The following is a 20,940-nucleotide window of genomic DNA, read 5'->3' as shown; positions in this document are numbered from 1 at the left end:
ACGACCCGGAAGGCAGGCACCCGTGACCTTGTTCCCCGAGTTGCCCGACACCCCGCGCCCCGACGCCGCCGCGGGCGGCAGACCCGACGAGGCCCTGCGCCGCACCCTCGGCGTGGACCGGCGCCGCTTCCTCGGCACCTGCACCGCCGTGGCGGCCGGAGCCGTCGCGGCCCCCGTCTTCGGCGCCGCCCCCGCCCTGGCCCGGGACGGCGGCGCGGACGCCGGCCACGGCCACGAACACGGACGGGACGGGCAGGTCCTCGTCCCGCCGCACAAGCGCGGCATCATCCTCTATACCGTGCGCGACGCGACCGGCCGCGACCCCCTCGCCAACGACCTGCCCTCCGGCTTCCGCGAGGTGTTCAAGCAGCTGGCCCGCCACGGCTACCGCCAGGTGGAGTTCGCCGGGTACCGCCAGCACGCGAACGCGCCCGGCGGCGCCGACCTGGGCACCGTCGAGGGCGCCAGGCTGCTGCGCTCCTGGCTCGACGACCACGGCCTGCGCGCCCAGGGCAACCACGGTTTCATCCCGTCCTCCTGGCCGCTGACCAGGGAGGACCTGGACACCTTCAAGAAGAACCTGGAGATCGCCAACATCCTCGGCATGGACCACATGGGCACCGGCGGCGACCCCACCGCAAGCTCCTACCGCGCCGACTGGGACGTGGCGGCGGACAAGTGGAACGCGCTCGGGGCGATCGCCCGGCGCGAGGGCATCAAGCTCTACACCCACAACCACGACAGCGCCTACGGCTTCCTGCTCGACGGCGGCCCGCTGGACGACCAGGGCCGGCCGACCCGCAGCTCGGGCATCCGGAAGCTGGAGTACTTCCTCCAGATCACCGACCCGAAGGCCGTCTGGCTGGAGATGGACATCTTCTGGGCGCACGTCGCGCAGTACAAGTTCCACACCTACACCGCGCACGACGGCTCCACCCGCAGGAACGTGTTCGACCCGGCCGGCCTGGTCGCCCGCAACAACAAGCGCTACCCGCTGTTCCACGCCAAGGACGGCGTGGTCAGCACGACCAACGGCATGGGCTACGAGATGGTGCCGTTCGGCACCGGCGTCATCGACTACACGACGTTCTTCTCACGGGTCGGGCAGCGCAACTACCACAACCCGATGATCGAGGACGACAACTCCCCGAGCGCCACCGACCCCGCGCAGTCGCTGCGGGAAGCCAAGATCAGCTACGACAACCTGGCGGCCCTGCGCAAGCGGCGGCGCTGACCCCGGACCGCGGACCGGGCGGCCCTCCCGCAGCGGGGGAGGGCCGCCCGGCCGCCGGTCCGCGCGGCGCCGGGGCCGACTGGCGAGCGGCCGCCCGGTGCCTTCCCGGACCACCGGACCGTGCCGCGACGCGAAGACGCACGGGTGATCGACCGGCCACCCGCAGTGCCCCGGGCGACGGCCCGCGGGGCCCGGCCGCGGACCGCCACCCGGGGCACGGAAACGCAGGTGAAAGGCACTGCGAAAGCTTGGTATGGTTGTTCCTGTCGCCGCGGGGGGAACACCCCGGCAGAGCGACAGACACCTTGTCCGGGTGGCGGAATGGCAGACGCGCTAGCTTGAGGTGCTAGTGCCCTTTATCGGGCGTGGGGGTTCAAGTCCCCCCTCGGACACTCTCTACAGTGACACGAAATCGAGAACCGCGACCGTCGGGTCGCGGTTCTCGTGGCGTTTCCGCACCTGATGGTGATGCCCGAGCGTCGCGGAGTGACGCCTGTGCGCTGGGACCGGTGCTCCCGGGACACCGCGCGACCTCTCCGAGGTACCCCACTTCCGCCGGTCCCGGCCCTCGCGAGGGGAAGCCCCGCCATGCGTTCGGGGCCAGGCGAGCGCCGGGACGAGGACTTCCCCTCCGGGACGACGATGACGGGCCCGGCGACCGGCCCCGCACCACCCGCAAGCACCGCCGGCCTCACGACCTGGACGGGGCCTGACAGGGCCGGGCGGCGACGAGCGCGGGGGCCGCGGAAAACCCCCGCTGCTCCTGCGCGCGTGGCGAGGAACGGGCGGGCGCTCACCCGCCCGGTTCGCCTCTCCGTTACTTCGGTTCCTCGGCCCGCAGGGTGTCGCCGCGCAGGGCCTTGTCCGTGGCCCGTCCGATGACAACGGTCGCCCCTGCGTCCACGGTCCCCCCGACGATGCCTCCCAGGATCGGGACTCCCTTGGCGAGCGTGACCGCCGCGCGCTTGGTCCCGTACTTCGAGACGAGATGGAACCCGGCCTTCTTGTTGATCGCACGGAGCATCGCGATCGGGATCTTTTTGATCATCTGCTCGCCGATCTTATGGCCGATCTTCACCCCGAAGGCCGCCAGGACGTTCTGCGCGCTCATCCCGATCGCGAGCATCATCGCGACGGTCCGCACGTGCGGATCACGGATGTCCCATCCCCGGAGGTGCGCGATGGCGCCGGCCAGGCGCATGTTGATGGCGAGGGACGCGGCCACGTTCGCCGGGATCGTCACGCCCGCGGTGAGCAGGCCTCCGAGCCCGGTGACGAACCCCTGCGTCCCGGCCGCGGCCATGGACTCCTTGATGAGGCGGGCGACGACCGCGTCGATGTCGTCCTTCATGTCCTCGGGGGAACGGCGCTCCTCGTCGTCGGGTGCCCGGTAATCGGCCCCCTGCCGGCGCGAGAGACGGTCCTCGGCCCAGGCCACCGATCCCGTGATCGGCCCCACGCCGTTCACCATGACCTTCTCCGCGAGCTCTGCGGCCCAGCGCCCGGCCTTCTCGACCGCTCCCTCGTCAGGAGTCTTCTCGTCGGCCATCACACACCCCTTCCGCGAGCGCCCCGCCGAGGGACGTCCCGCACTGCTGCGGGCAGGAGAAGGATTCCGGTACCGGGCATCCCCGGCAAGGCTGCGGGCGGCTGAAGCCGCATCCCCCTCGCTACCGCCCGTCCACCCCTTCGCGCCGCGACGTCCTTCGCCGCGCCGCCCTTCACGAGCTGAAGCGGCTACACCTTCCCATGAAAGTGAAAGCACCGTCAAACTGTCTCGATTTGCTCGCGTGCGCTCGACTCGAGGACGGCGAGCGGACCAGGCCGACTATCCCACCCCGCAGCCGGCCTCCACCAGGAACGGGCTCGGCTGCCTGGTCCACGAGACGTACAGGCCGTCCCGGGCCCGGGTGCAGGCGACGAACAGCAGGCAGCGCTCCGCGGCGAGGTCGGCCTCGTGCTGGAGCCGGTCGACCTCCTCCGGGGTGATGGCCGAAGGATTCGGCAGGGCACGGTCGTCGACGCCGACGACGGCGGTGTAGCGGTACTCGAGCCCTTTGAAGGTGTGCATGGTGCCCACGTTGACCGCGTCGTCGGTGCGGGCGGCTCCCGCGCGGACCCGGCTGGCGGGGACGCCGGCCGCGATCAGGCGGTCCCTGACCTTCTCGCAGGTCTTGTTGAACCGCGCGCAGATCCCGACCTCCCCGTACGCGGCGCCGCCGTCCACCCACGCGCGCACCTGCTCGACCAGGGCGTCGAGTTCGGCCTCCTCCGTCTTCGCCGCGTGGACGCGCGGCCCGGAGCCGTGCAGGGCGGAGCTGTATCCGATCAGGGTGTCGTGCCGTCCGCTGTCGGCCAGTTCGGCGTAGGGCCGGCCGAGCAGGAGTCCCGTCGCCCAGCTGAGGATCTCCTGGGTGGAGCGGTAGTTCTTGCGCAGCTTGGTCGAACGGCCGGCGACGTTGATGCCGAGGGACTTCAGCGACACCCGGTTGTCGTAGATCCGCTGGTGCGGGTCGCCCGCGATGAACAGGTCGTCGGGGCGGCGCGGGGCGGCCGCGCGGAGCATCCGCCACTGGGCCGGGTGGAGGTCCTGGGCCTCGTCGACGACGACGTGCCGGTAGCACGGCCCCTGCTCGGTCAGCAGGTCGGTGGCCTCCACGCAGGTGCCGAGGTAGGTGCGCAGCCCGTCCTCGGCCAGCCGCCGGGTGAACTCCTCCACGGTCCGCCACACCAGCGGCCGGGCGGAGGCGGGCAGCGCGCTGCCGCGGCCCCGGCGCTCGCAGCGCTCGTACTGCTCCCGGCTGCGGAGGTCCTGGGCGAGGACGACGTGCTTGTACTCCTGGGCGAGGAACTGCGGGGTGCCGGTGAAGCCGGTGGCCTCCGCGGCCTGCTCCCACCGGGCGATCTCCTCGTACCCGGTGAGCGGCCGGCGCGAGGTGTTGACCACGCGCCCGGCGAAGGCGTCGACGGTCATGACGTCGACCCGGTCGCGCAGGTCCGGGTCGTCGACGAGCAGGCAGAGCCCTTCGGTGAGGGAGTCCACGAGGGCGTTGGTGAAGGTGGTGAGCAGGATGCGGTCGCCGTCGCGCAGGTGCCGCAGCAGATGCCGCACCCGGTGGAGGGCGACGACGGACTTCCCGGTGCCGGGCCCGCCGGTCACCTGCGCGGGGCCGGAGTACGAGGGACGGTAGGCGACCTTGTGCTGGGCGGGATGCAGGAAGATCCGCCAGGCGGCGAACGGCTTGTCGAGGATGTCGCGCAGTTCGTCGGCGTCCGTGACGACGGCGATCCGGGTGCGGGTGTGCGCGATGGCGGTCGCGTAGTCGGTGGTGTCGACGGGCTCCTGGGAGGCCGCGTCGGCCAGCGCCGGCACGACGACCTCCTGCCACGTCTGCTCGACGCTCGCGCCGAGGGCCAGGTGCTCCAGCACCTTGTACTGGTCCGGCGGGAAGAACCGCCCGAAGACGTCGAGCTGTTCCAGGCTGGTCAGCACACGGGCCTGCGCGAGGGTGGTGGCGTCGATGCCGAGCGCGGCCATCTCCCCGTCGGAGATCTTCGCGAAGAGCCGCTGCTCCTCGGCGGGCGCGATGCGCTCGTAGGCGGGGGTCAGCTCCTCCAGGGTGGCGATCTCACGGAGCTCCACGGCGCCGGTGACGGCGTTGATGGTCGCCTTCTGCTTCACCGCCCACTCGGTGGCCTCGTCGTGCGGGCCGACCCGGAGCAGCACGAAGGTGTCGCCCGTTTCGGGCGCGAGGACCACGCCGCGGTATCCCTGGGAGATCCGGATGGTCCGGATCTGCCGGTCCTTGGCGCCCTTGAGGGATTCCAGCTTCAGGCCCGGGTCCTTGAAGAGCTGGTCGAGGGTGAGCCGCTCGAACTTCTCCCAGGCGTCGAACACGCCGTTCCTGACGTGCTTCTCGAGTTTCTCCAGCTGCTGGCAGAAGGCCTTGTCGAGGGCGAGGTGCGGCATGACGGGATTTTAGGCCGCCGTGGCGGGGCCGCAGGCCGTCCGGGCGTTCGCGCACCGGCTTTCCAACCGGGCCGCGCCGGTCACGCGCCGCCGAGTTCCCGGCGGAGCATGGCCAGGACCTCCGCGGCCTCGGCGGCCACGTCGTGACGCGGGCCGTGGACGAGCACCACGTCCTCGTACAGCGCCTCCAGCCAAGCCCGGGCCTCCTGCGGGTCGCCCTGGCTGAGCAGCAGCATGCCGATGTCGCGGCGCAGCTCCACGGCCGCGTCGCTGACGTCGCTCTCGACGGCCCGCTCCACTTCGAGGACCGCCCGCAGCTCCGCCAGCGCCTCGGTCACCTGGCCGAGTTCGCCGCGGCAGCGGGCGGCCTGGGCGCGGCAGTCGCGGGCGGCCTCGCCGGTCGGCCCGTTGATGCGGGCGAACGCCTCGGCCAGCGCCTCGAACTCGGGCAGAGCCGCCCGGTGGTCGCCCGCCAGCTGCCGGCTGACCGCCCGGCGCCGCCGCAGCCGCAGGACGGCCTTGTTCTCGGCGCCCAGGGCCCGCGCCAGCGGCTCGATCATCTCGCCCGCGACCTCGGCGGCCTGCGTGTAGCGCTCCTCCTCCATCAGGGCGATGTAGTGCTCGTCGACCTCCCGCAGCTGGGCCCGCAGCAGCTCCCGCTCGGGCGGCGAGACCACGTGCTCGGCGACCTGGCCGGGCGCCGCCGTGCCCGGGGCGACCCGGGGGCGGCTCTCGGCCCGGGCGCGGGGCGCGTAGGGGCGGCGGTAGAGCCCGGTCGGGTCCGGTGCTCCGGGCGGTCCGGCCTCCCCGAGGGCGGAGGACTCCCCGGGCGCGGGCAGGAAGGGCATCAGCCGTTCGTACACCTCCTGCACGTCCACCGGCCGGCTCTCCGGGGTCTTGCGGAGCAGGTGCAGGACCAGCGCCTCCAGCTCCTCCGGCACGTCCGCGCGCAGCCGCCGCAGCGGGGTGGGCGCGGCGCGGACGTGCCGGTCCATCAGCTCGAAGTCGCTGCGCGCGCTGAACAGCGGCTTGCCGCAGAGGAGTTCGTGGAGCACGCAGCCGAGGGCGTAGAGGTCGGTGCGCGGGGTGACCCGGGTGCCGCGCACCTGCTCGGGCGACATGTACTGGTGCGTGCCGATGGGCCGGCCGGAGGCCGTCAGCCGGGTGACGTCGGTCTGCAGGATCGCCGCGACGCCGAAGTCGAGGACCTTCACCGTGCCGTCCCGCGCGATCAGGATGTTGGACGGCTTCAGGTCGCGGTGCACCACGGGCACGTCGTGCGCGTACGACAGCACGGTGGCGACCTGCGCGGCGATCGCCACCGCCCAGCTGACGGGGAGGGGCCGCTCCTCGTGCACGTACCGGGTGAGGGGGACGCCCTCCACCAGTTCCATGACGAGGAACAGGTGCTCGTGGGTGCTGTCGAGGACGGCGTCGTACACCTGCGGCACGCCCGGGTGCTGGATGCGGGCGGTGATCCGCGCCTCGCGGCGGAAGCGCCGCTCCAGCTCCTCGGCCAGCTGCGGCGTGGCGGCGACGGTCTGCGGCCGGATCCGCTTCACGGCGACCGGCCGGTCGAGCACCGCGTCGTAACCCCGCCACACGTCGCCCATGCCGCCGTTGCCGAGCCGCTCCAGCAGCTCGTAGCGGCCCGCGATCGGTCTGTCCGGCACTTGTCCCCGCCCCGCGTCCTGCACTTGCGCTCGCCCGTTCCCCGAGCTTCGTCGGCCGCGGTCAGTTTCCCCGGAAAGGGATCACTGCGTCCAGCCCGGCCCTACGAGGGCGCGGCGGACGGCCCGTATCGCGCCACCGTGTCCAGCGTGTTCACCGTGTACTCGGCCCAGACCGTCTTGCCGGGGCCGTCCGGGCGCGGTGCGCAGCCCCAGCGGTCGGCGAGGGCCTTGACCAGGAGCAGGCCGCGTCCGCCGGTGAGAGGAGACTGGGCGATGCGACTTCTTGGCCTCTTGGACGAGAACAAGCTCTACATCGAACAAATGGCCGACAGTTCGAAACGCCAACAAGTGGCATCAGAGCTCGTCCGCGTAGGCTGGTGGCGCTGCTGCCACGAACGGGTGACAGCGGGAACCAGGTGTTCAGGGCTGAAGTTCTGTTCAAATGAGGGCGCAGGCACTATCCTCGATCTCCCCCTACCCTCAGTAGGGCTCCATCCTTTCTTGATCGCGTAGCGAGGTGCAAATGAGAGGCCCCTGAGTCCTAGTTGGATAAAATTTCCGAGCGTCATAGGAGAGTCATGCCGAGGTGATGATCGGCATGCAAATGAGCCGCAGTCATAATCTGTGCGCAACGAGCAAGTTTCTCAAGCCAAGTGGCAGAGGTGAAGCACATGACATTAAGACCAAACCTAAGGAGCGACCATGCACATTCGAACCTCGGACGACATTAGGCGGAGCGCCTTTCGGATCGCCGTTGCGATCCTCGCGACATCATTGACGGTATCGGTTATCATTGGGCTGCTTGCCCGCATTTTTCACAATCCATGGTGGGACTGCCTTTCTGTGGCGGGGGCTTCTTTCGGTCTCACGGGCACCCTGGGTTTCGCGGCAGGCACGTTCTACTACTACGTGAATCAGACTAAAATCACCATTGCAATCCTCCTTGTATCGCTGGCTGTATCGTCCATCACTGGGTTGCTTGCCCGCATTTTTCGCAATCCATGGTGGGACTGCCTCTGTGTAGCGGGAGTCTCTTTCTCGTTGACGGGCATTTTGGGATTTGCAGCAGGAACCTTCTATTACTACGTTATCCAAATGAAGACTGTATCCTAGTTCGCACAGCAGGAAGGCCCTCGGGGATGCGCACTCCGAGGGCCTTCTGATGTCTGCGGCGCCCTACGTGGCGGATGGCGCGCTGCTCTCCAAGATTATTTTCTATGCGAGTTGGTGCTGTCTCGGGCGTCGTCCTCATGGTGACCAACGGCAGCTAGACGCTCCCGACCGCGCCCGGATCGGATATGCGGCAGATCAGTGCAAAATCCGGATTATATGCGGAGGTGGCTCAGATCGCGGCCCGCCGACGCCTGCACCCATCCTCCTGGTTGACGGCTTGTGGTTTTGCTTTCACAGGAAAGGAGTGCCGCTGGGCTCGAATCTTCGCTTGGAATTTGTTCATCGCCTGCCGGCCGGGAGGAAACGTCTCCCACCGGCTGCGGCAGAGGACGCGGATGGTGCCCCGTGAACTCTGGTAGCCCTTGGCGACCCAGTAGTTCACTCCGGCCTCGGTGAGCGCGTCGACGATGCCCTGCTCGAGGGCCGCGCGGATGTTGCGGACGTCTCCGGGAAAGGTCGATGAGGCTCATATCGATCAGAAACTTATAGGGTTCTCGTCCAAGGCGTAGCGGACGTGCGGGCCACCGAAGTGGCCGCGGACAATGTGTGGCTGACGTTGGCGTCGACCGAAAAAACGACGGGTCTCGACGGCGAGTCTGGCCTGATCGCGGACCCGGTGTTGTTCGGGCAAGCTGTGCTTGAGGTCGGCGTTGACCAGCTTGTCAGGATTCAGCTCGGGGGAGTACGAGGGCAGGAAGCGCAACTTGATCTGATCCTCGTGGTCGGCCGGCCAGGCCTGGACAGTTTTCGAGCGGTGGGCCGAACGCCGGTCGATGATCAGGTGGACCTTACGGTCGAAGTGCCCGACGAGCCGGTTCAGAAAGCGGCACATGACCTTCGCGTCGAATGACTCGGTGAAGGCCATGAGGTGCATCCGCCTCCTCCTGTTGATGGCGGACCTCGCGTTCACCGAGAACCGGTTCCCCGTGTGGTGGGCGGGCCGTATCGCGCCACCGTGTATTCGGCCCAGACCGTCTTGCCGGGGCCGTCCGGGCGCGGTGCGCAGCCCCAGCGATCGGCGAGGGCCTCGACCAGGAGCAGACCGCGTCCGCCGGTACGGGCGGGACCGGCGGCGGAGTCGGCGGCAGGGGCGGCGGGCTCGGGAAGCGCGTCGCCCCGCGTGTCGGTGACTTCTACGCGGACGGTGAGGGACGGGGTGCCGGGCGCGGCGTGGGCGAGGAGGTGGACGCGGAAGTCGCGGCCGGCCACGTGGCCGTGGGTGACGGCGTTGGCGGCGAGCTCGGAGACGAGCAGGCTCAGCACGTCGTGGTCGTCGCTGCCGTACGGCACGCCCCAGGAGTCGAGCCGTTCCCCGCAGAGCCGACGGGCCAGGCGCGCGCCCCGGGGCGTGGAGCTGAAGCGGAGGGTGAAGCAGGCGTGGGCGGGGGTCGCCGGTGCGGGTTGTTCTGTGCGATTCACATACGCAGCGTCTCGGGCCGTGGCATAGCGTGACCAGTGGTGACGCGGGGACGGCCCAACTCCGTACGAGGTGCGGAGGGGCCGTGTACGTGAGAAGACAGAGCCTGTGAAAGGCGGGGTGATCCCGTGCAGGACGCTGAAGTTGCAACAGGTCAGGCGAAGGCCGAAGACGACACCGGGTCCGGAGTGGTGACTGCGTTTGGTCGTCAGCTGAAACTGCTGCGGACCCGGGCAGGATTGGACCGGCTTGAGTTTGGCAAGCAGGTGGGGTACTCCGCCGAGTCCATCGCCTCCTTCGAGCAGGGGCGACGCATTCCACAGCCTCGATTCATCGAGCGGGCTGATGAAGTACTGGGCGGCGGAGGTCTGCTGACCGCGTTGAAGGAAGAAGTTGCCAGGGCGCAGTATCCCGCGTATTTCCGGGATGCTGCGCGGCTGGAGGCCAGAGCCGTTGGCCTGAGTGTCTATGCCGTGTACGCAGTCCCTGGGCTGTTGCAGACGGAAGAGTACGCTCGGGCGGTCTTCCAAATGCAGCGTCCTCTGCTGAGTGACGAGGTCATCGACCAACGTCTGGAGGCCCGGCTGGCCCGGCAGGCGATCTTCGACCGCCGCCCTGCGCCACTGATGAGCTTCGTCATCGAGGAGGCCGTCCTACGTAGGCCCGTTGGTGGACGGGAAGTCATCAGGAAGACTCTGGAACACATCCTCCATGTCGGCCAGTTGCGCAATGTGGAGGTGCAGGTCATGCCGATCGACCGGGAGGACAACGCCGCCCTGGGCGGACCCTTCACGCTCATCGACACGGACAAGCGGCAGCGGATCGCGTATGCGGAAGTACAGGACGACAGTCGTCTCTACACCGATGCTACGAAGGTCCATGAACTGGAAGCTCGCTATGGCATCCTCCGGTCACAGGCACTGACGCCCAGCGAGTCATCCGCCTTCATTGAGCTACTGATGGGAGAGACATGAGCGTCCGCACCGCGCACGCCCTGCCGGAAGCCGCCTGGTTCAAGAGCAGTTACAGCACGGGGGGTGGCGGTGAGTGTGTCGAGATAGCCGCTGCTCCTGAGACAGTCCTGGTCCGGGACTCGAAGCGGACCACCGGCCCTGTTCTGATGGTTGGCGTCGATGCTTGGTCGGCCTTCATCAGGCAGGCCGGGCGCGGCTGAGGCAGGCAGGCGCGTCCTGGGGCACCGGCACCGAGCGGGTGCCGGTGCCCCAGGTGCTGTCAGAAGTCGTCCAGCCCTTCCTCCCGGCGGATCATCCGCCAGGCCGCGCGGCGGGCGCTGCGGTCGAGGTTGGACTTGAAATCCCGGTCCGTTCCGAAGTACCGCTTGCCGAGCGTGTCGATCGTGGAGACGTGGTCCATCATGTTCTCCTCGAACTTCTTGTCGAAGACGACGCCGAAGTTCTCCTCGTCGTTGACGAGGGCGGCGGCCCGGACCTTCGGGTCCTTCTTCGTGGCGTTGAAGGCCGGGAGGACGTCCTCCTCGGTGAACTCCGTGCCGAACTTCGCGTTGAACTTCTCGATCAGCTCCGACAGCAACGACTTCTCGGCGTCCTTGCCGCCGCCGACCCCGTCGCCGAAGCCCTTGAGTTCGGCCGGGCCCTCGGACACGAGGGACTTGTCGTGCTCGCCGGTCTTCTCGACGCGCAGGTGGCTGAGGTCGACCTCGCCTATGTCGACGCCGCCGTCCGCGAGGCGGGGCAGCCGGTTGAGCAGGTAGCGCCCGTACAGGTACAGCCGTTCCAGGTCGGCGTCCTGATAGGGGACGATCTGCGCGAGGAAGCCGTACTTGCGGACGTAGTCGTTGAGGTGGGCCCGGAACTCCTCGGCGGCCTCGACGTCGTCCTCCTCCTCGCTCTCCAGGAGGGCGCTGAAGCGGGTGACGGCGGGGGAGAGGAGCCGGTACAGCTCGGCGTGCAGCTTCTCCCACTTGGCCTGGGAGCCGCCGGCCTTCTCCTGCGCCTCGAAGTACGCGGCGACGAACTCGTCCATGTCCTGCTCCGAGATGATCGGCGCGGACATGACCCGGCTCTGGGCCGTATAGAGGAGGTTCGGGTCGGAGGGCAGGGTGTGCGCCTCCTCGAAGTACGGGCGGAACGCGCCCTGGATGTCCTCGGCCTCGTTGACGAAGTCCAGGACGGCCAGGTCGGCCTGCGACTTGCGGTCGGCGGTGCGGTTGAGGCGGGAGAGCGTCTGCACGGCGGCGATGCCGGTCAGCGTCTTGTTGACGTACATCGTCGTGAGGAGCGGCTGGTCGAAGCCGGTCTGGTACTTCTCGGCGACGACGAGGATCCGGTACTCCTGCTGGCCCCTGCCGCCGGCCTTCGCGGCCTTGTCGTCGGCGCGGGTGTAGGCGAACGCCTTGGGCAGCGCGCTCTCCGGCAGACCGCCGTTCTCCTTGCTCTCGGTGGTCTCCTTGCCGTCGAGGGTGAGGGAGCCGGAGAAGGCGACCAGGACGCCGAGGTCCGGGTACTTCGTGTCGTACGCGCGGTCGGCGATGTAGCTCTTGATGGCGCGGGCCATCTGCACGGCGGACTGGCGGGACGCCGTGACCACCATGGCCTTGGCCCGGCCACCGAGCCGGCCGCGGGTGTGGGCGACGAAGTGCTCCACGATCACCTGGGCGTGCTGGGACACGGTGTGCTCGTGCAGGAGCGCGAACCGGGCGAGCAGGCTGTTCGCCTTGGAGGGGTCGACCTCCTTCTCGTCGCGGTTGAGGTTCGCGAGCTTCCAGTACGTCTTGTAGGTGACGTAGTTGCGCAGGGGGTCGAGGATGAAGCCCTCCTCGATGGCCTGGCGCATGGAGTAGGTGTGGAAGGGGCGGTAGACGGTCTTGCCGTTCTCCACCGCTTCCATGCCGAAGAGTTCGAGCGTCTTGGCCTTGGGGGTGGCCGTGAAGGCGAAGTAGGAGAGGTTGGCGGCCCGGGAGCGCTCGACGGCCTTCGCCTTCAGCTTGTCCTCGACGGTGACCTTGGTCGTGCCCTCGTCGTCCGAGTCGGCGTCCAGGCCGAGGTCACGGAGGGCGGACTTCACGGCGGTGGCGGCGTCGCCGGACTGGGAGGAGTGCGCCTCGTCGACGATGATCGCGAAGCGGGTGCCCTTGATCTCGGTCGGGTTGCTCTTGATGTAGTTCAGCAGCGCCGGGAACGAGTGCAGGGTGACCGTGACGATCTTCCCGGTGTCCCGGGAGAGCGCGCGGGCGAGCTGCTCGCTCTTCGCCCCGTGCTTCTCGTCGATCTTCACGACCAGGCCGTCGGTCTGCGAGAAGCCGCCGACCGTCTCCCGGAGCTGGGCGTCCAGGTTGCGGCGGTCGGTGATGACGATGACCTTGTCGAAGACGGGCTCGCCGGGCTTAATGCGGCCGGCGGCGACGGCCTCGGGGTCGAGGGCGGCCGGGTCGGTGTCGGCGTGCAGGTCGCTCAGGCGGTGGGAGAGCCAGCCGATCGTGTTCGACTTGCCGGAGCCGGCCGAGGCCATGACCAGGTAGTTCTGGCCGGCGCCGTGGGTGGCCGCGTGCGCGGTGAGCTTGCGGACCACGTCCCACTGATGGAAGCGGGGAAAGATCGTCGTCTTGGTGGTGCCGCCGCCGGGCGTCCTGTGCTTCTGCTGGTGCACGAAACGCTGGAGGAGGTCGAGCCAGTTGTCCCGCTGCCAGACCTCTTCCCAGAGGTAGGAGGTGGCGTACTTGCCGTGGGCGGTGGGCGCCGGGTTGCCGGCCCCGCCGGGCTGGCCGGGGCCGTTCGATCCGGTGTTGAACGGCAGGAACCGGGTGCTCTTGCCGCGGAGCTGGGTGGTGACGAAGACCAGGTCAGGGTCGACCGCGAAGTTCGCGATCACGCGGCGCGTGAAGATCAGCTCGGTCGGGTCGCGGTCCGTGCGGTACTGCTCCTTGGCCTGCTCGACGCCCTGACCGGTGAGCGGGTTCTTCAGCTCTGCCGTGGCGACGGGGATGCCGTTGAGGAACAGGGCCAGGTCGAGCCGGTGGCCCCAGTCGGCCTGCTTGGTGGCGTAGGGCAGCTCGCGGACGACGGTGAGGCGGTTGGCCCGGTAACCGTCGAGGACGGAGTCGGCGGAGATGAGGTTGGGCTTGAAGTAGGCGACGCGGAGACGGACTCCGCGGTCCTTCACGCCGTTGCGGAGGACGTGGAGTAACCCGTCGTCGGCGATGGCCCGGTCGAGGCGCTGGGCGAAGCCGCGCTGGGCCTCATTAGGGTTGCCGCCGTAGACGGTGAGCAGTTCGTCCCATTCGTCGGGTTGGGTCGCGCCGATGAAGGTGAACAGCTCGTTGGTGTCGAGGCCCAGGTCGGCTTGGTAGTCCTCGGGGTTCGCCTCGCGCCAGCCGCGCTCGCAGAGGGCGGCGACGATGGCGGAACCGAAGGAGGACTCGTCGTGCGCGGGGCTCATGCGGTGACTCCTTCGGTTACGTTGCGTCCGCTGGCGGTGGAGACGTCGAACTGGCCGGTTACGGCGGCGGTGATGAGGGATTGGCGACGTTCTTGGGTCAATTTCGAAGCCTGAGCTGCTGCTGCATGCAGCGCGCCTACCCGTTCAGCGACACAGTCCAGTTTCTGGACGACTGCTTGCTGAAAATCTGTGGGGGGCATGGCGATCGGGAACGACTTGAGGAAATCATTGTTGATGATCGGCAAAGTTGTGTACGGTGCTAGTTCACGGAGTTCCTGCGTGGCTGCCCACAACTGCCAGGCCAGAAATTTTCCGGAAACGCCACGCTCAGGCGTGAGTGCTGTGATCTGCTGGTTAGCTGAAGCGTCATGGTCGAGGTATGCAACCTTCCCGGCCGTGGCCCCGATCCCAATAATGAGCACCGACCCCTTGGCGAAGAATGGAACCACTCGCTCCTTTACAGCGGCACTTGGTAGATGCTTCACCGGAGTTCCCAAGTGCATGATGCCTTGGAAGCTGGATGGCCCGTACCATGGAATGGTGTCTGGATGTGTTCCTTCGGTCCAGGGTTCAGGCTCGGAACCTGGTGGGGTCGCACCGGTCTTGATGCCGCTTATAGCCCTACGTAGAGGGTAAGTCATCCATTCTCCGGAAGGCTCTTTGGCGCCCCGAATGAGAATTCGCCCCGTTTCCTGCTTGGCGAGTGATTCTAGGCGAGTGAAGGCAAGTTGAACTTGGCGCTCGCGCAAAGCGGAGAGGGAGTCGATACGGGCGGTCTCGGAGTCGAGGAAGTCGGCGATGCGACGCTGCTGGTTTAGGGGCGGCAAGGGGATCCTGAGAGAGCGGAAGTCATCCCGTGACAGGTACTGCTGGATAGCCCCCGTGGCATTTGCCTGAAGTTCCTCGCGCATTGCTCCCATGAGGTAGAAAAGGAAGCGAGGTTCGAGTTCCTTACCTGGCTTCAAGCCGATGAACGTCTGATTCGACACAAGTGGCTCGCGCACGATTGCCGTAGCGCCCATAGAGCAGCTGCAGCTGCACATAACCGTCCCGGGCTCAAAGACACGCAAGTTCATGGCGCGTACTTGTTCAGGCGTTACTCCCTGACCTGATTTAGATGCCCGAATATCCTGGCCATCGAAATCTTCGATCCGCACCCAAGGAATCGGTCCGGTCAACGGATCGGGCTTATCCCGTTGAGGTACCTGCGTCTCGACGAGGAATCCGAGGCGCGCTTCGCGCCAACTGGCCGGAAGTAGTCGCTTCATTTCGTGACCTCCCCGAGCAGCTCTTGAATCTTCGCCTCCAGCGCCTTCAATTCTGTGTCGATCTCCGCCAACGGCCGAGGCGGCTCATACACATAGAAGTGCCGAGTGAACGGAATCTCGTACCCGATCTTCGTCTTGCTGAGGTCGATCCACGCGTCCGGTACGTGCGGGTGGACCTCCCGTGCCAGGTACTCCTCGACGTTCTCGCCCAGCGGAACGTTCTCGTAGTCCCGCAGTTCCGCGTCCGGCTCGGGCTCGCCCTTGACGCGCTGGACCTCGCCCTCCGGGTCCCGCACGCCGACGACCTCACGCAGCGCCTTGTTGAACGGTGCCCCCGTCGGCCACGTCCCGCCGGCCTGGACCACCGCGTCCTTCAACGCGAGCCAAGCCTCCTGCTTCGTCGCCCACTTGGCGCCCAGCAGGGACTTGAACGCGTCCGCCAGGACCGCGGCCTGCGGCAGCTTCTGGATCGCCTTGGACGCCTCCAGCGCCGCCAGCGTCTCCTCCGTGATTTCGAACCGCAGCTTCAGCGGACGTTCCACCGTGATCCGCTGGTAGCCGAAGTCCTCGTTGCGGAAGACCTTCACCTTGCCGTGCAGCGGGTGCTCCGGGTCCTCCGCCACCGCCAAGGCCTCGCCGTACAGCTTGACGATCGTGGCGATGTGCTCCTTGCCCAGCTCCTTGCGCTTGTCGCCCAGCGACTTGCGCATCTTCTGCCACTGGTCGCGGGCGTCCAGCAGGACGACCTTGCCCTTGTGGTCCGGGCTCTTGCGGTTGGTCAGGATCCAGAAGTACGTCGAGATGCCGGTGTTGTAGAAGAGCTGGTCCGGCAGGGCGACGATGCCCTCCAGCCAGTCGTTCTCCAGGATCCAGCGGCGGATCTCCGACTCGCCCGAGCCAGCCCCGCCCGTGAACAGCGGCGAGCCGTTGAAGACGATCGCGATGCGCGAGCCGCCCCCGCCGTCCACGTCGACCGGCTTCATCTTGGAGATCATGTGCTGGAGGAACAGCAGCGAGCCGTCGTTGATGCGCGGCAGGCCCGCGCCGAAGCGGCCTGCGTCGCCGAGCGTCCTGTGTTCGCGCTCGACCTCGTCCTTGACCTTCTTCCACTCCACGCCGAACGGCGGGTTGGCCAGCATGTAGTCGAAGGTCCTGCGTGCGTGGCCGTCGTCGGAGAAGGAGTTGCCGAAGGCGATGTTCTCCGGGTTCTGGCCCTTGATCATGAGGTCGGACCGGCAGATCGCCCAGGACTCGGGGTTGAGTTCCTGCCCGTACACCTCCACCGTGGCGTCCGGGTTGAGGTCCGTGATGAGGTCGTCCATCGCGGAGAGCATGCCGCCCGTGCCGCAGGCCGGGTCGAGGACCGTGCGCACCGCGCCCGGGAGCTGGAGCGCGTCGCCGTCCGGGGCGACCAGCAGCCGCACCATGAGCTGGATGACCTCGCGCGGGGTGAAGTGCTCACCGGCCGTCTCGTTGGACTGCTCGGAGAAGCGGCGGATCAGCTCCTCGAAGATGTAGCCCATGTTGTGGTTGGGCACGACCTCGGGACGCAGGTCCAGGTCGGTGAACTTGCCGATGACCTGGTAGAGCAGCCCCGCGCTGTCCAGCCGCTTGATCTGCTGGGCGAACTCGAAGCGGTCCAGGACGCCGCGGGCGTTGTCGGAGAACGCCCCGATGTACACGGTGAGGTTCTTCGCCGCGTTCTGCGGGTCCGCCGCGATCTTCCTCAGGGTCAGTGTGGACCGGTTGTAGAAGGCGTGGCCCGAGGCCCGGCGCAGGAAGCGGTCCGGGTCGATGTCGCTGTCCTTGTACTGCTCCGCGATCTCGGCGACCTTCTCGCGGGTCGGTTCCAGTACGCACTCCAGTCGCCGCAGCACCGTGAACGGCAGGATGACCTTGCCGTAGTCGGACTGCTTGTAGTCCCCCCGCAGGAGGTCGGCGACGGACCACGCGTGGTTCGCCAACTCCGTGTGCTTGCTGCTGTTCAAGACTTCTTCCGTTTCCCTTCCGGGGCCGGTGTGGATGACTGTGAGTGCGGAGGGAGGGATGGTGGTTCCTCGTCCGTCCGTACCAGAGGTGGGGGTGGTCCCAGAGCCTAGACGGGCTCCGGCACCAGCTGTCCGCCCGTGAGCCCCCCGCTCACGAGCCGTGCCGTCTCCTCGGCCAGGTCCTGTGCGCGCCGCGCCTGTTCGCGCAGCGCCTCGACGTGGCGGAAGGCCTCGCCGTACCGGCGCTGCTCGGCCAGCGGCAGCAGCGGTACGCGCAGCCGTCCCGGGCTGAGGTGGAGCGTGGAGCTGCCGGTGGAGGCGCCGGCCAGGTTGGCCTCGGAGCTGAGGAAACCGAGGAGGAACCAGGGGTCCAGCCGGGCCGGGTCCGGCCGGAACAGGTGGACGCCCGCGCCGAGCAGGGCGCCGGCCTCCGCCTCGCCCGCGACCCGGGCCACGGCGCCGGCGCCGCCGACCAGGTTGCGCACCAGGACGTCGCCCACGGCGATCTCCGGCATCTGCTCGGCCTGCATGTCCGGGGCCCGACCCGTCGGCCCGGTCCCGCGGGCGATGTCGCCGCCCGTCAGAACGGGCCGGCGTTCCCCGCCGTCGGCGCCCGTCTGCGGGTCCTCCGCCTCGGCGGCCGTCGCCCGCGGCGAGACCGGCACCGCGCGCAGCACCTTCAGCGCCCCGCCCCGGGCCAGGTCCGACACCGTGGCCGTGCGCCATTCGCGGGCCGAAGCCCCCGCGGCGCTCCACGGCGCCGTGCCGGCCAGCTCGGCCACCGTCCGCGCCGCCGCCGCCAGCCCCTCGCGGACCGCGGCGGCCTCGCGGGCCAGTTCCTGCGGGTCGACGTCCGCCTGGGAGGCGCGCACCTGCCGGGCCGGGGTCACGTCGACGACCTCGTCGAGCAGGTCGACCACGCTCACCGCACGCGCCACCCCGGCCCGCGCCTCGAAGCCGTCCGGGTCCTCGGCGTACGCCGTCCACGCGGACACGATCCGTTCCGTCACCCGCGCCCAGTCCACCGAACCCGAACGGGTCCCGCCGCGCCCCGGCGCCGACGGCTCGCCCACCGTGTCGACGAACAGCACCGTCTGGTACGCGGGCCGGGTCGGCTCCGGGCGCTGGAGCACCCACACCTGCAGGCCGATGTGGAGCGGGATCGCCGCCCCCGGCGGCAGGGCCGCCACCGCCCGCAGCGCGCCGCTGCGGATCAGCTCGGCGCGGATGCGGCGGCCGGAGGAGCGGGACGCCGTGGCCGGCGGGAGGAGCAGCACGGCGTGGCCGCCCGGTTCGAGGTGGGCCAGCGCGTGCTGGACCCAGGCCAGTTCGGACTCGGCGCGGGGCGGGAAACCGTACGCCCAGCGCGAGTCGTAGGCCAGTTCGTCGTGGCCCCAGTCCCGGTCGCCGTAGGGCGGGTTGCACAGCACGGCGTCGACGGTGAGGTCCGGGAAGGCGTCGGCGCGCAGGCTGTCGCCCGTGCGCACGGTGACGTCCGTGCCCTCCTTCGCCGTCAGGGTCAGGCCGACCGCGGTGCGCCGCGCCTGGACGGGGAGGCTGTCCTGCCCGTACAGCTCGCGCGCGCCGCGCGCCGCGGCGGCCGCCAGCAGGGTGCCGCTGCCGCAGGCGGGGTCGAGGACGCGGGCGGGGGAGCCGGGGACCAGGCGGGCCAGCAGGTCGGCGAGCGGGGCCGGGGTGCGGTAGGCGCCGCTGGCGGCGCTGTCCTCCAGCTCCCGCTCCGCCAGGACGCCCAGCGCCGTCTGCGCGCCCTCGTCGCGGACGCAGAGCAGCAGGGCGCGCAGGGCCGCGGTGTCGGCGGCGGTGAACCGGGCGGGTTCGGTGTCCGGCACCACGTCCGCGACCTCGGCCGCCGCGTCGTTCGCCCGCTTCAGCAGGTCGTCGTCGGACAGCGCGAGCAGGCCGGTGAGGCCGTCGGCGGGGCGGCGGGCGGCTGCCAGGACCAGCAGGAGCAGGTCGGACGTGCCGACGCCGCCCGGTTCGCGCAGGCGCAGGGTGGTGCGGAGTTCGCCGCTGGGCGTGGCCGCCGTGCGCTGTCCGCGGGAGGCGAGCCAGGCGCGGACCTCCTCCAGGTCGTACAGCGGGCTGCTGTCCGTGCCGCCCGAGGGCGCGGGGAAGTCGTCGTGCCGGCGGCGCCAGTTGCTGACGGTGGCGCGCGTGACGCCCGCGATGCGGGAGATCTCGGCGGCTGTCACCTGGGCGGACGGTGCGGGTGGCTGCGGCATGGGTGTGGTCCTGGCTCCGATGGTCGACGTGGTCACACCCTACAGCACGAGTCAACTCATGGAAACTGTTGGACAGTGCTTTCAGTGTCGTGCTTTGATGTAGTTGCTTCCGGCGGTGAGCGGTGCTCCCTGGCGTGAAGCGTCGCTTCTCCTGCCACCGTCCTGTCCTTGAGCACCCGGCCCCCGTGCTGTCCCGATCCCTCCCGGCGAGATGCCGGGAGGCGGACGACGCCTCGGGACCGGCGACGGCCGATCGACCACCACCCAGGGGGAACCCATGCGCCTGACCCTGCCGAGCGGCACCCCGGAAGGAATCCCGCTCACCGTCATGCCGGTCCGCGAGGACGCGGTCATCGGCACCATGTCCCTCGCGACGCTGGTACGCCTCGTGCCGTCACCGCGTCAGGAGGAGGACCCGCGCGCCCTCAAGACCGCGTCCGGACACGACCGGCGCCGCGCCGAGCTGCGCGCGACCGTGCAGCGGACCCTGAAGTCCCAAAAGGGCAGGAACATCCCGGACTACGCCGAGTACATCGCCGCCGGCCTCCTCGGCAAGCACGGCTCCGCCTGGTCCACGCCCCCGATCACGCTCTGGCACGCGGGCGAGATCACCGCGATGAGCGACGAACTGCTCCCCGGCTCGGGCCTGCGGACGCTGACCGTCGCCCCGGACGCCATGGTGATCGCCATCGACGGCGAGACCCAGACCACCGCCTGGCACGACATCTACCAGGACCCGGAATCCTTCGGCCTCACCTACGCCGAGCTCGGCCGGCGGGTCCGCATCCCCTTCGAGCTCTACCTGGGAATCTCCCCGGCGGACGCGCGGCAGATCTTCTACGACCGCAACGTCAAGGGCGTCGACGTCGCCAAGAACCTGGCCATGTCCATGGACCAGCGCGACCTCGCCACCCGCCTCGCCCACACCGTCGGGGAGAAGCTCGAGGTCGAGTCGGACGGCCGGCGGACGCCGTTCGGCACGCTGGTCAACGCCGGCAAGCGGCAGCTCACCAGGACCGACAAGGAGGTCGTGACGCTGTCCGCGCTGCGGACGCTGATCGTCACCACCGTCTTCGGCGGCAAGGGCGTGCAGTACTCGGCGACCACCGTCCACGCGGGCGACCTGCCGCCCCACACCGACGCCGACGAGGTGGAGACGGTCGTCGTCCGCCTGGTGTCCCGGCTGATCGGGGACCGCTTCCCCGACTTCGCCCGGCGCAGCGCCATCACCGCCCCGGCCGTGATGGCGGGCCTCGGCGTCCTGCTGCACCGCGCGACCCCCTGGTGCGACCCCGGCGACGCCATGAGCTACGAGACGGTCCAGCACCTGCTCGCCGACGTCCGCTGGGAACGCGAACCCGCCTACTGGGACGGCGTCTGCGCCAGCGTCGGCTCCACCAGCCGGCTCAACTTCAGCGGCGGCGTGAAGGACTCCGCCGGCCGCGTCGCGGGCGCGCTCCTCGACCCGCACGGCGAACTCGGCCGGAAGATCCGGGGGCGGCGGAGCTGAAGAGGCGCACGGCGCGGGTTCCCCGACGCCGAGACCTTCTCAGCCGAA

Annotated in this window: 14 protein-coding genes, 1 tRNA gene and 1 pseudogene; 6 read left to right on the top strand and 10 right to left on the bottom strand. The window is 69.2% G+C overall.

Annotated elements, in window-relative coordinates; translation table 11 throughout:
• The first annotated feature begins 28 nt into the window (after nt 1–28).
• Both ABD363_RS03785 and ABD363_RS03780 read left to right on the top strand, forming a co-directional pair.
• Entirely contained in the window at nt 29–1,234 is a 1,206-nt protein-coding gene (locus ABD363_RS03785) for a sugar phosphate isomerase/epimerase family protein (protein WP_344599962.1), read from the top strand.
• 307 nt (nt 1,235–1,541) lie between these two features.
• Nucleotides 1,542–1,626, top strand: a tRNA-Leu gene (locus tag ABD363_RS03780).
• Nucleotides 1,627–2,051: 425 nt separating this feature from the next.
• Here the strand turns inward: ABD363_RS03780 and ABD363_RS03775 are convergent.
• The 4 genes and pseudogenes from ABD363_RS03775 to ABD363_RS03760 all read right to left on the bottom strand — a co-directional run.
• Nucleotides 2,052–2,783, bottom strand: coding sequence for an EcsC family protein (locus ABD363_RS03775; RefSeq protein WP_344599898.1), 732 nt, complete (start codon nt 2,781–2,783; stop codon nt 2,052–2,054).
• A gap of 279 nt (nt 2,784–3,062) precedes the next feature.
• Nucleotides 3,063–5,204, bottom strand: a complete 2,142-nt coding sequence (locus ABD363_RS03770) for a UvrD-helicase domain-containing protein (protein WP_344599897.1) — start codon at nt 5,202–5,204, stop codon at nt 3,063–3,065.
• An 80-nt stretch (nt 5,205–5,284) separates the two neighbouring features.
• A complete protein-coding gene (locus ABD363_RS03765; RefSeq protein WP_344599896.1) occupies nt 5,285–6,877 on the bottom strand; it encodes a serine/threonine-protein kinase in 1,593 nt (530 codons plus the stop codon).
• Between the two features lie 101 nt (nt 6,878–6,978).
• Nucleotides 6,979–7,128, bottom strand: a pseudogene (locus ABD363_RS03760) (ATP-binding protein); the annotation flags it as partial.
• Between the two features lie 451 nt (nt 7,129–7,579).
• On the opposite strand from ABD363_RS03760, the gene ABD363_RS03755 reads away from it, so the two are divergent.
• Nucleotides 7,580–7,990 (top strand): hypothetical protein, encoded by a 411-nt coding sequence (locus ABD363_RS03755; RefSeq protein WP_344599895.1) that lies wholly within the window; start codon nt 7,580–7,582, stop codon nt 7,988–7,990.
• Between the two features lie 535 nt (nt 7,991–8,525).
• On the opposite strand, the gene ABD363_RS03750 is transcribed toward ABD363_RS03755, so the two are convergent.
• Both ABD363_RS03750 and ABD363_RS03745 read right to left on the bottom strand, forming a co-directional pair.
• Complete coding sequence (locus ABD363_RS03750) at nt 8,526–8,960, bottom strand: transposase (RefSeq protein WP_425577933.1); 435 nt, start codon at nt 8,958–8,960, stop codon at nt 8,526–8,528.
• Entirely contained in the window at nt 8,957–9,469 is a 513-nt protein-coding gene (locus ABD363_RS03745; RefSeq protein ID WP_344599894.1) for an ATP-binding protein, read from the bottom strand. The genes ABD363_RS03750 and ABD363_RS03745 overlap by 4 nt, the downstream gene beginning before the upstream one ends.
• Before the next feature lie 126 nt (nt 9,470–9,595).
• Here ABD363_RS03745 and ABD363_RS03740 point away from each other — a divergent pair, with 126 nt between their 5' ends.
• Together ABD363_RS03740 and ABD363_RS03735 are read left to right on the top strand one after the other, a co-directional pair.
• The gene (locus ABD363_RS03740; RefSeq protein ID WP_344599893.1) at nt 9,596–10,441 is read left to right on the top strand and encodes a helix-turn-helix domain-containing protein; all 846 of its coding nucleotides are present in this window, start codon (nt 9,596–9,598) and stop codon (nt 10,439–10,441) included.
• On the top strand, nt 10,438–10,641 hold the full coding sequence (locus ABD363_RS03735) for a DUF397 domain-containing protein (RefSeq protein WP_344599892.1): 204 nt from the start codon (nt 10,438–10,440) through the stop codon (nt 10,639–10,641). Before ABD363_RS03740 ends, ABD363_RS03735 begins: the two co-directional genes overlap by 4 nt.
• Before the next feature lie 59 nt (nt 10,642–10,700).
• Here the strand turns inward: ABD363_RS03735 and ABD363_RS03730 are convergent, their stop codons facing one another.
• From ABD363_RS03730 to ABD363_RS03715, 4 genes are all read right to left on the bottom strand, one after another.
• On the bottom strand, nt 10,701–13,883 hold the full coding sequence (locus ABD363_RS03730; RefSeq protein WP_344599891.1) for a type I restriction endonuclease subunit R: 3,183 nt from the start codon (nt 13,881–13,883) through the stop codon (nt 10,701–10,703).
• Nucleotides 13,880–15,151: a restriction endonuclease subunit S gene (locus tag ABD363_RS03725; protein WP_344599890.1), complete on the bottom strand. Its 1,272-nt coding sequence runs from the start codon at nt 15,149–15,151 to the stop codon at nt 13,880–13,882. The genes ABD363_RS03730 and ABD363_RS03725 overlap by 4 nt, the downstream gene beginning before the upstream one ends.
• Complete coding sequence (locus ABD363_RS03720) at nt 15,148–17,139, bottom strand: type I restriction-modification system subunit M (protein WP_344599889.1); 1,992 nt, start codon at nt 17,137–17,139, stop codon at nt 15,148–15,150. The genes ABD363_RS03725 and ABD363_RS03720 overlap by 4 nt, the downstream gene beginning before the upstream one ends.
• Nucleotides 17,140–17,246: 107 nt before the next feature.
• Nucleotides 17,247–19,382 (bottom strand): N-6 DNA methylase, encoded by a 2,136-nt coding sequence (locus ABD363_RS03715; RefSeq protein ID WP_344599888.1) that lies wholly within the window; start codon nt 19,380–19,382, stop codon nt 17,247–17,249.
• 277 nt (nt 19,383–19,659) lie between these two features.
• Here ABD363_RS03715 and ABD363_RS03710 point away from each other — a divergent pair, with 277 nt between their 5' ends.
• Entirely contained in the window at nt 19,660–20,892 is a 1,233-nt protein-coding gene (locus tag ABD363_RS03710; protein WP_344599887.1) for a DNA sulfur modification protein DndB, read from the top strand.
• The last annotated feature ends 48 nt before the right edge of the window (nt 20,893–20,940 follow it).

Source organism: Streptomyces glaucus (assembly GCF_039533365.1).
In the GTDB taxonomy this organism is placed as follows: Bacteria; Actinomycetota; Actinomycetes; order Streptomycetales; family Streptomycetaceae; genus Streptomyces; species Streptomyces glaucus.
Note: the sequence above shows the minus strand (reverse complement) of the source record. Positions and strands in the feature narration are given on the sequence as shown.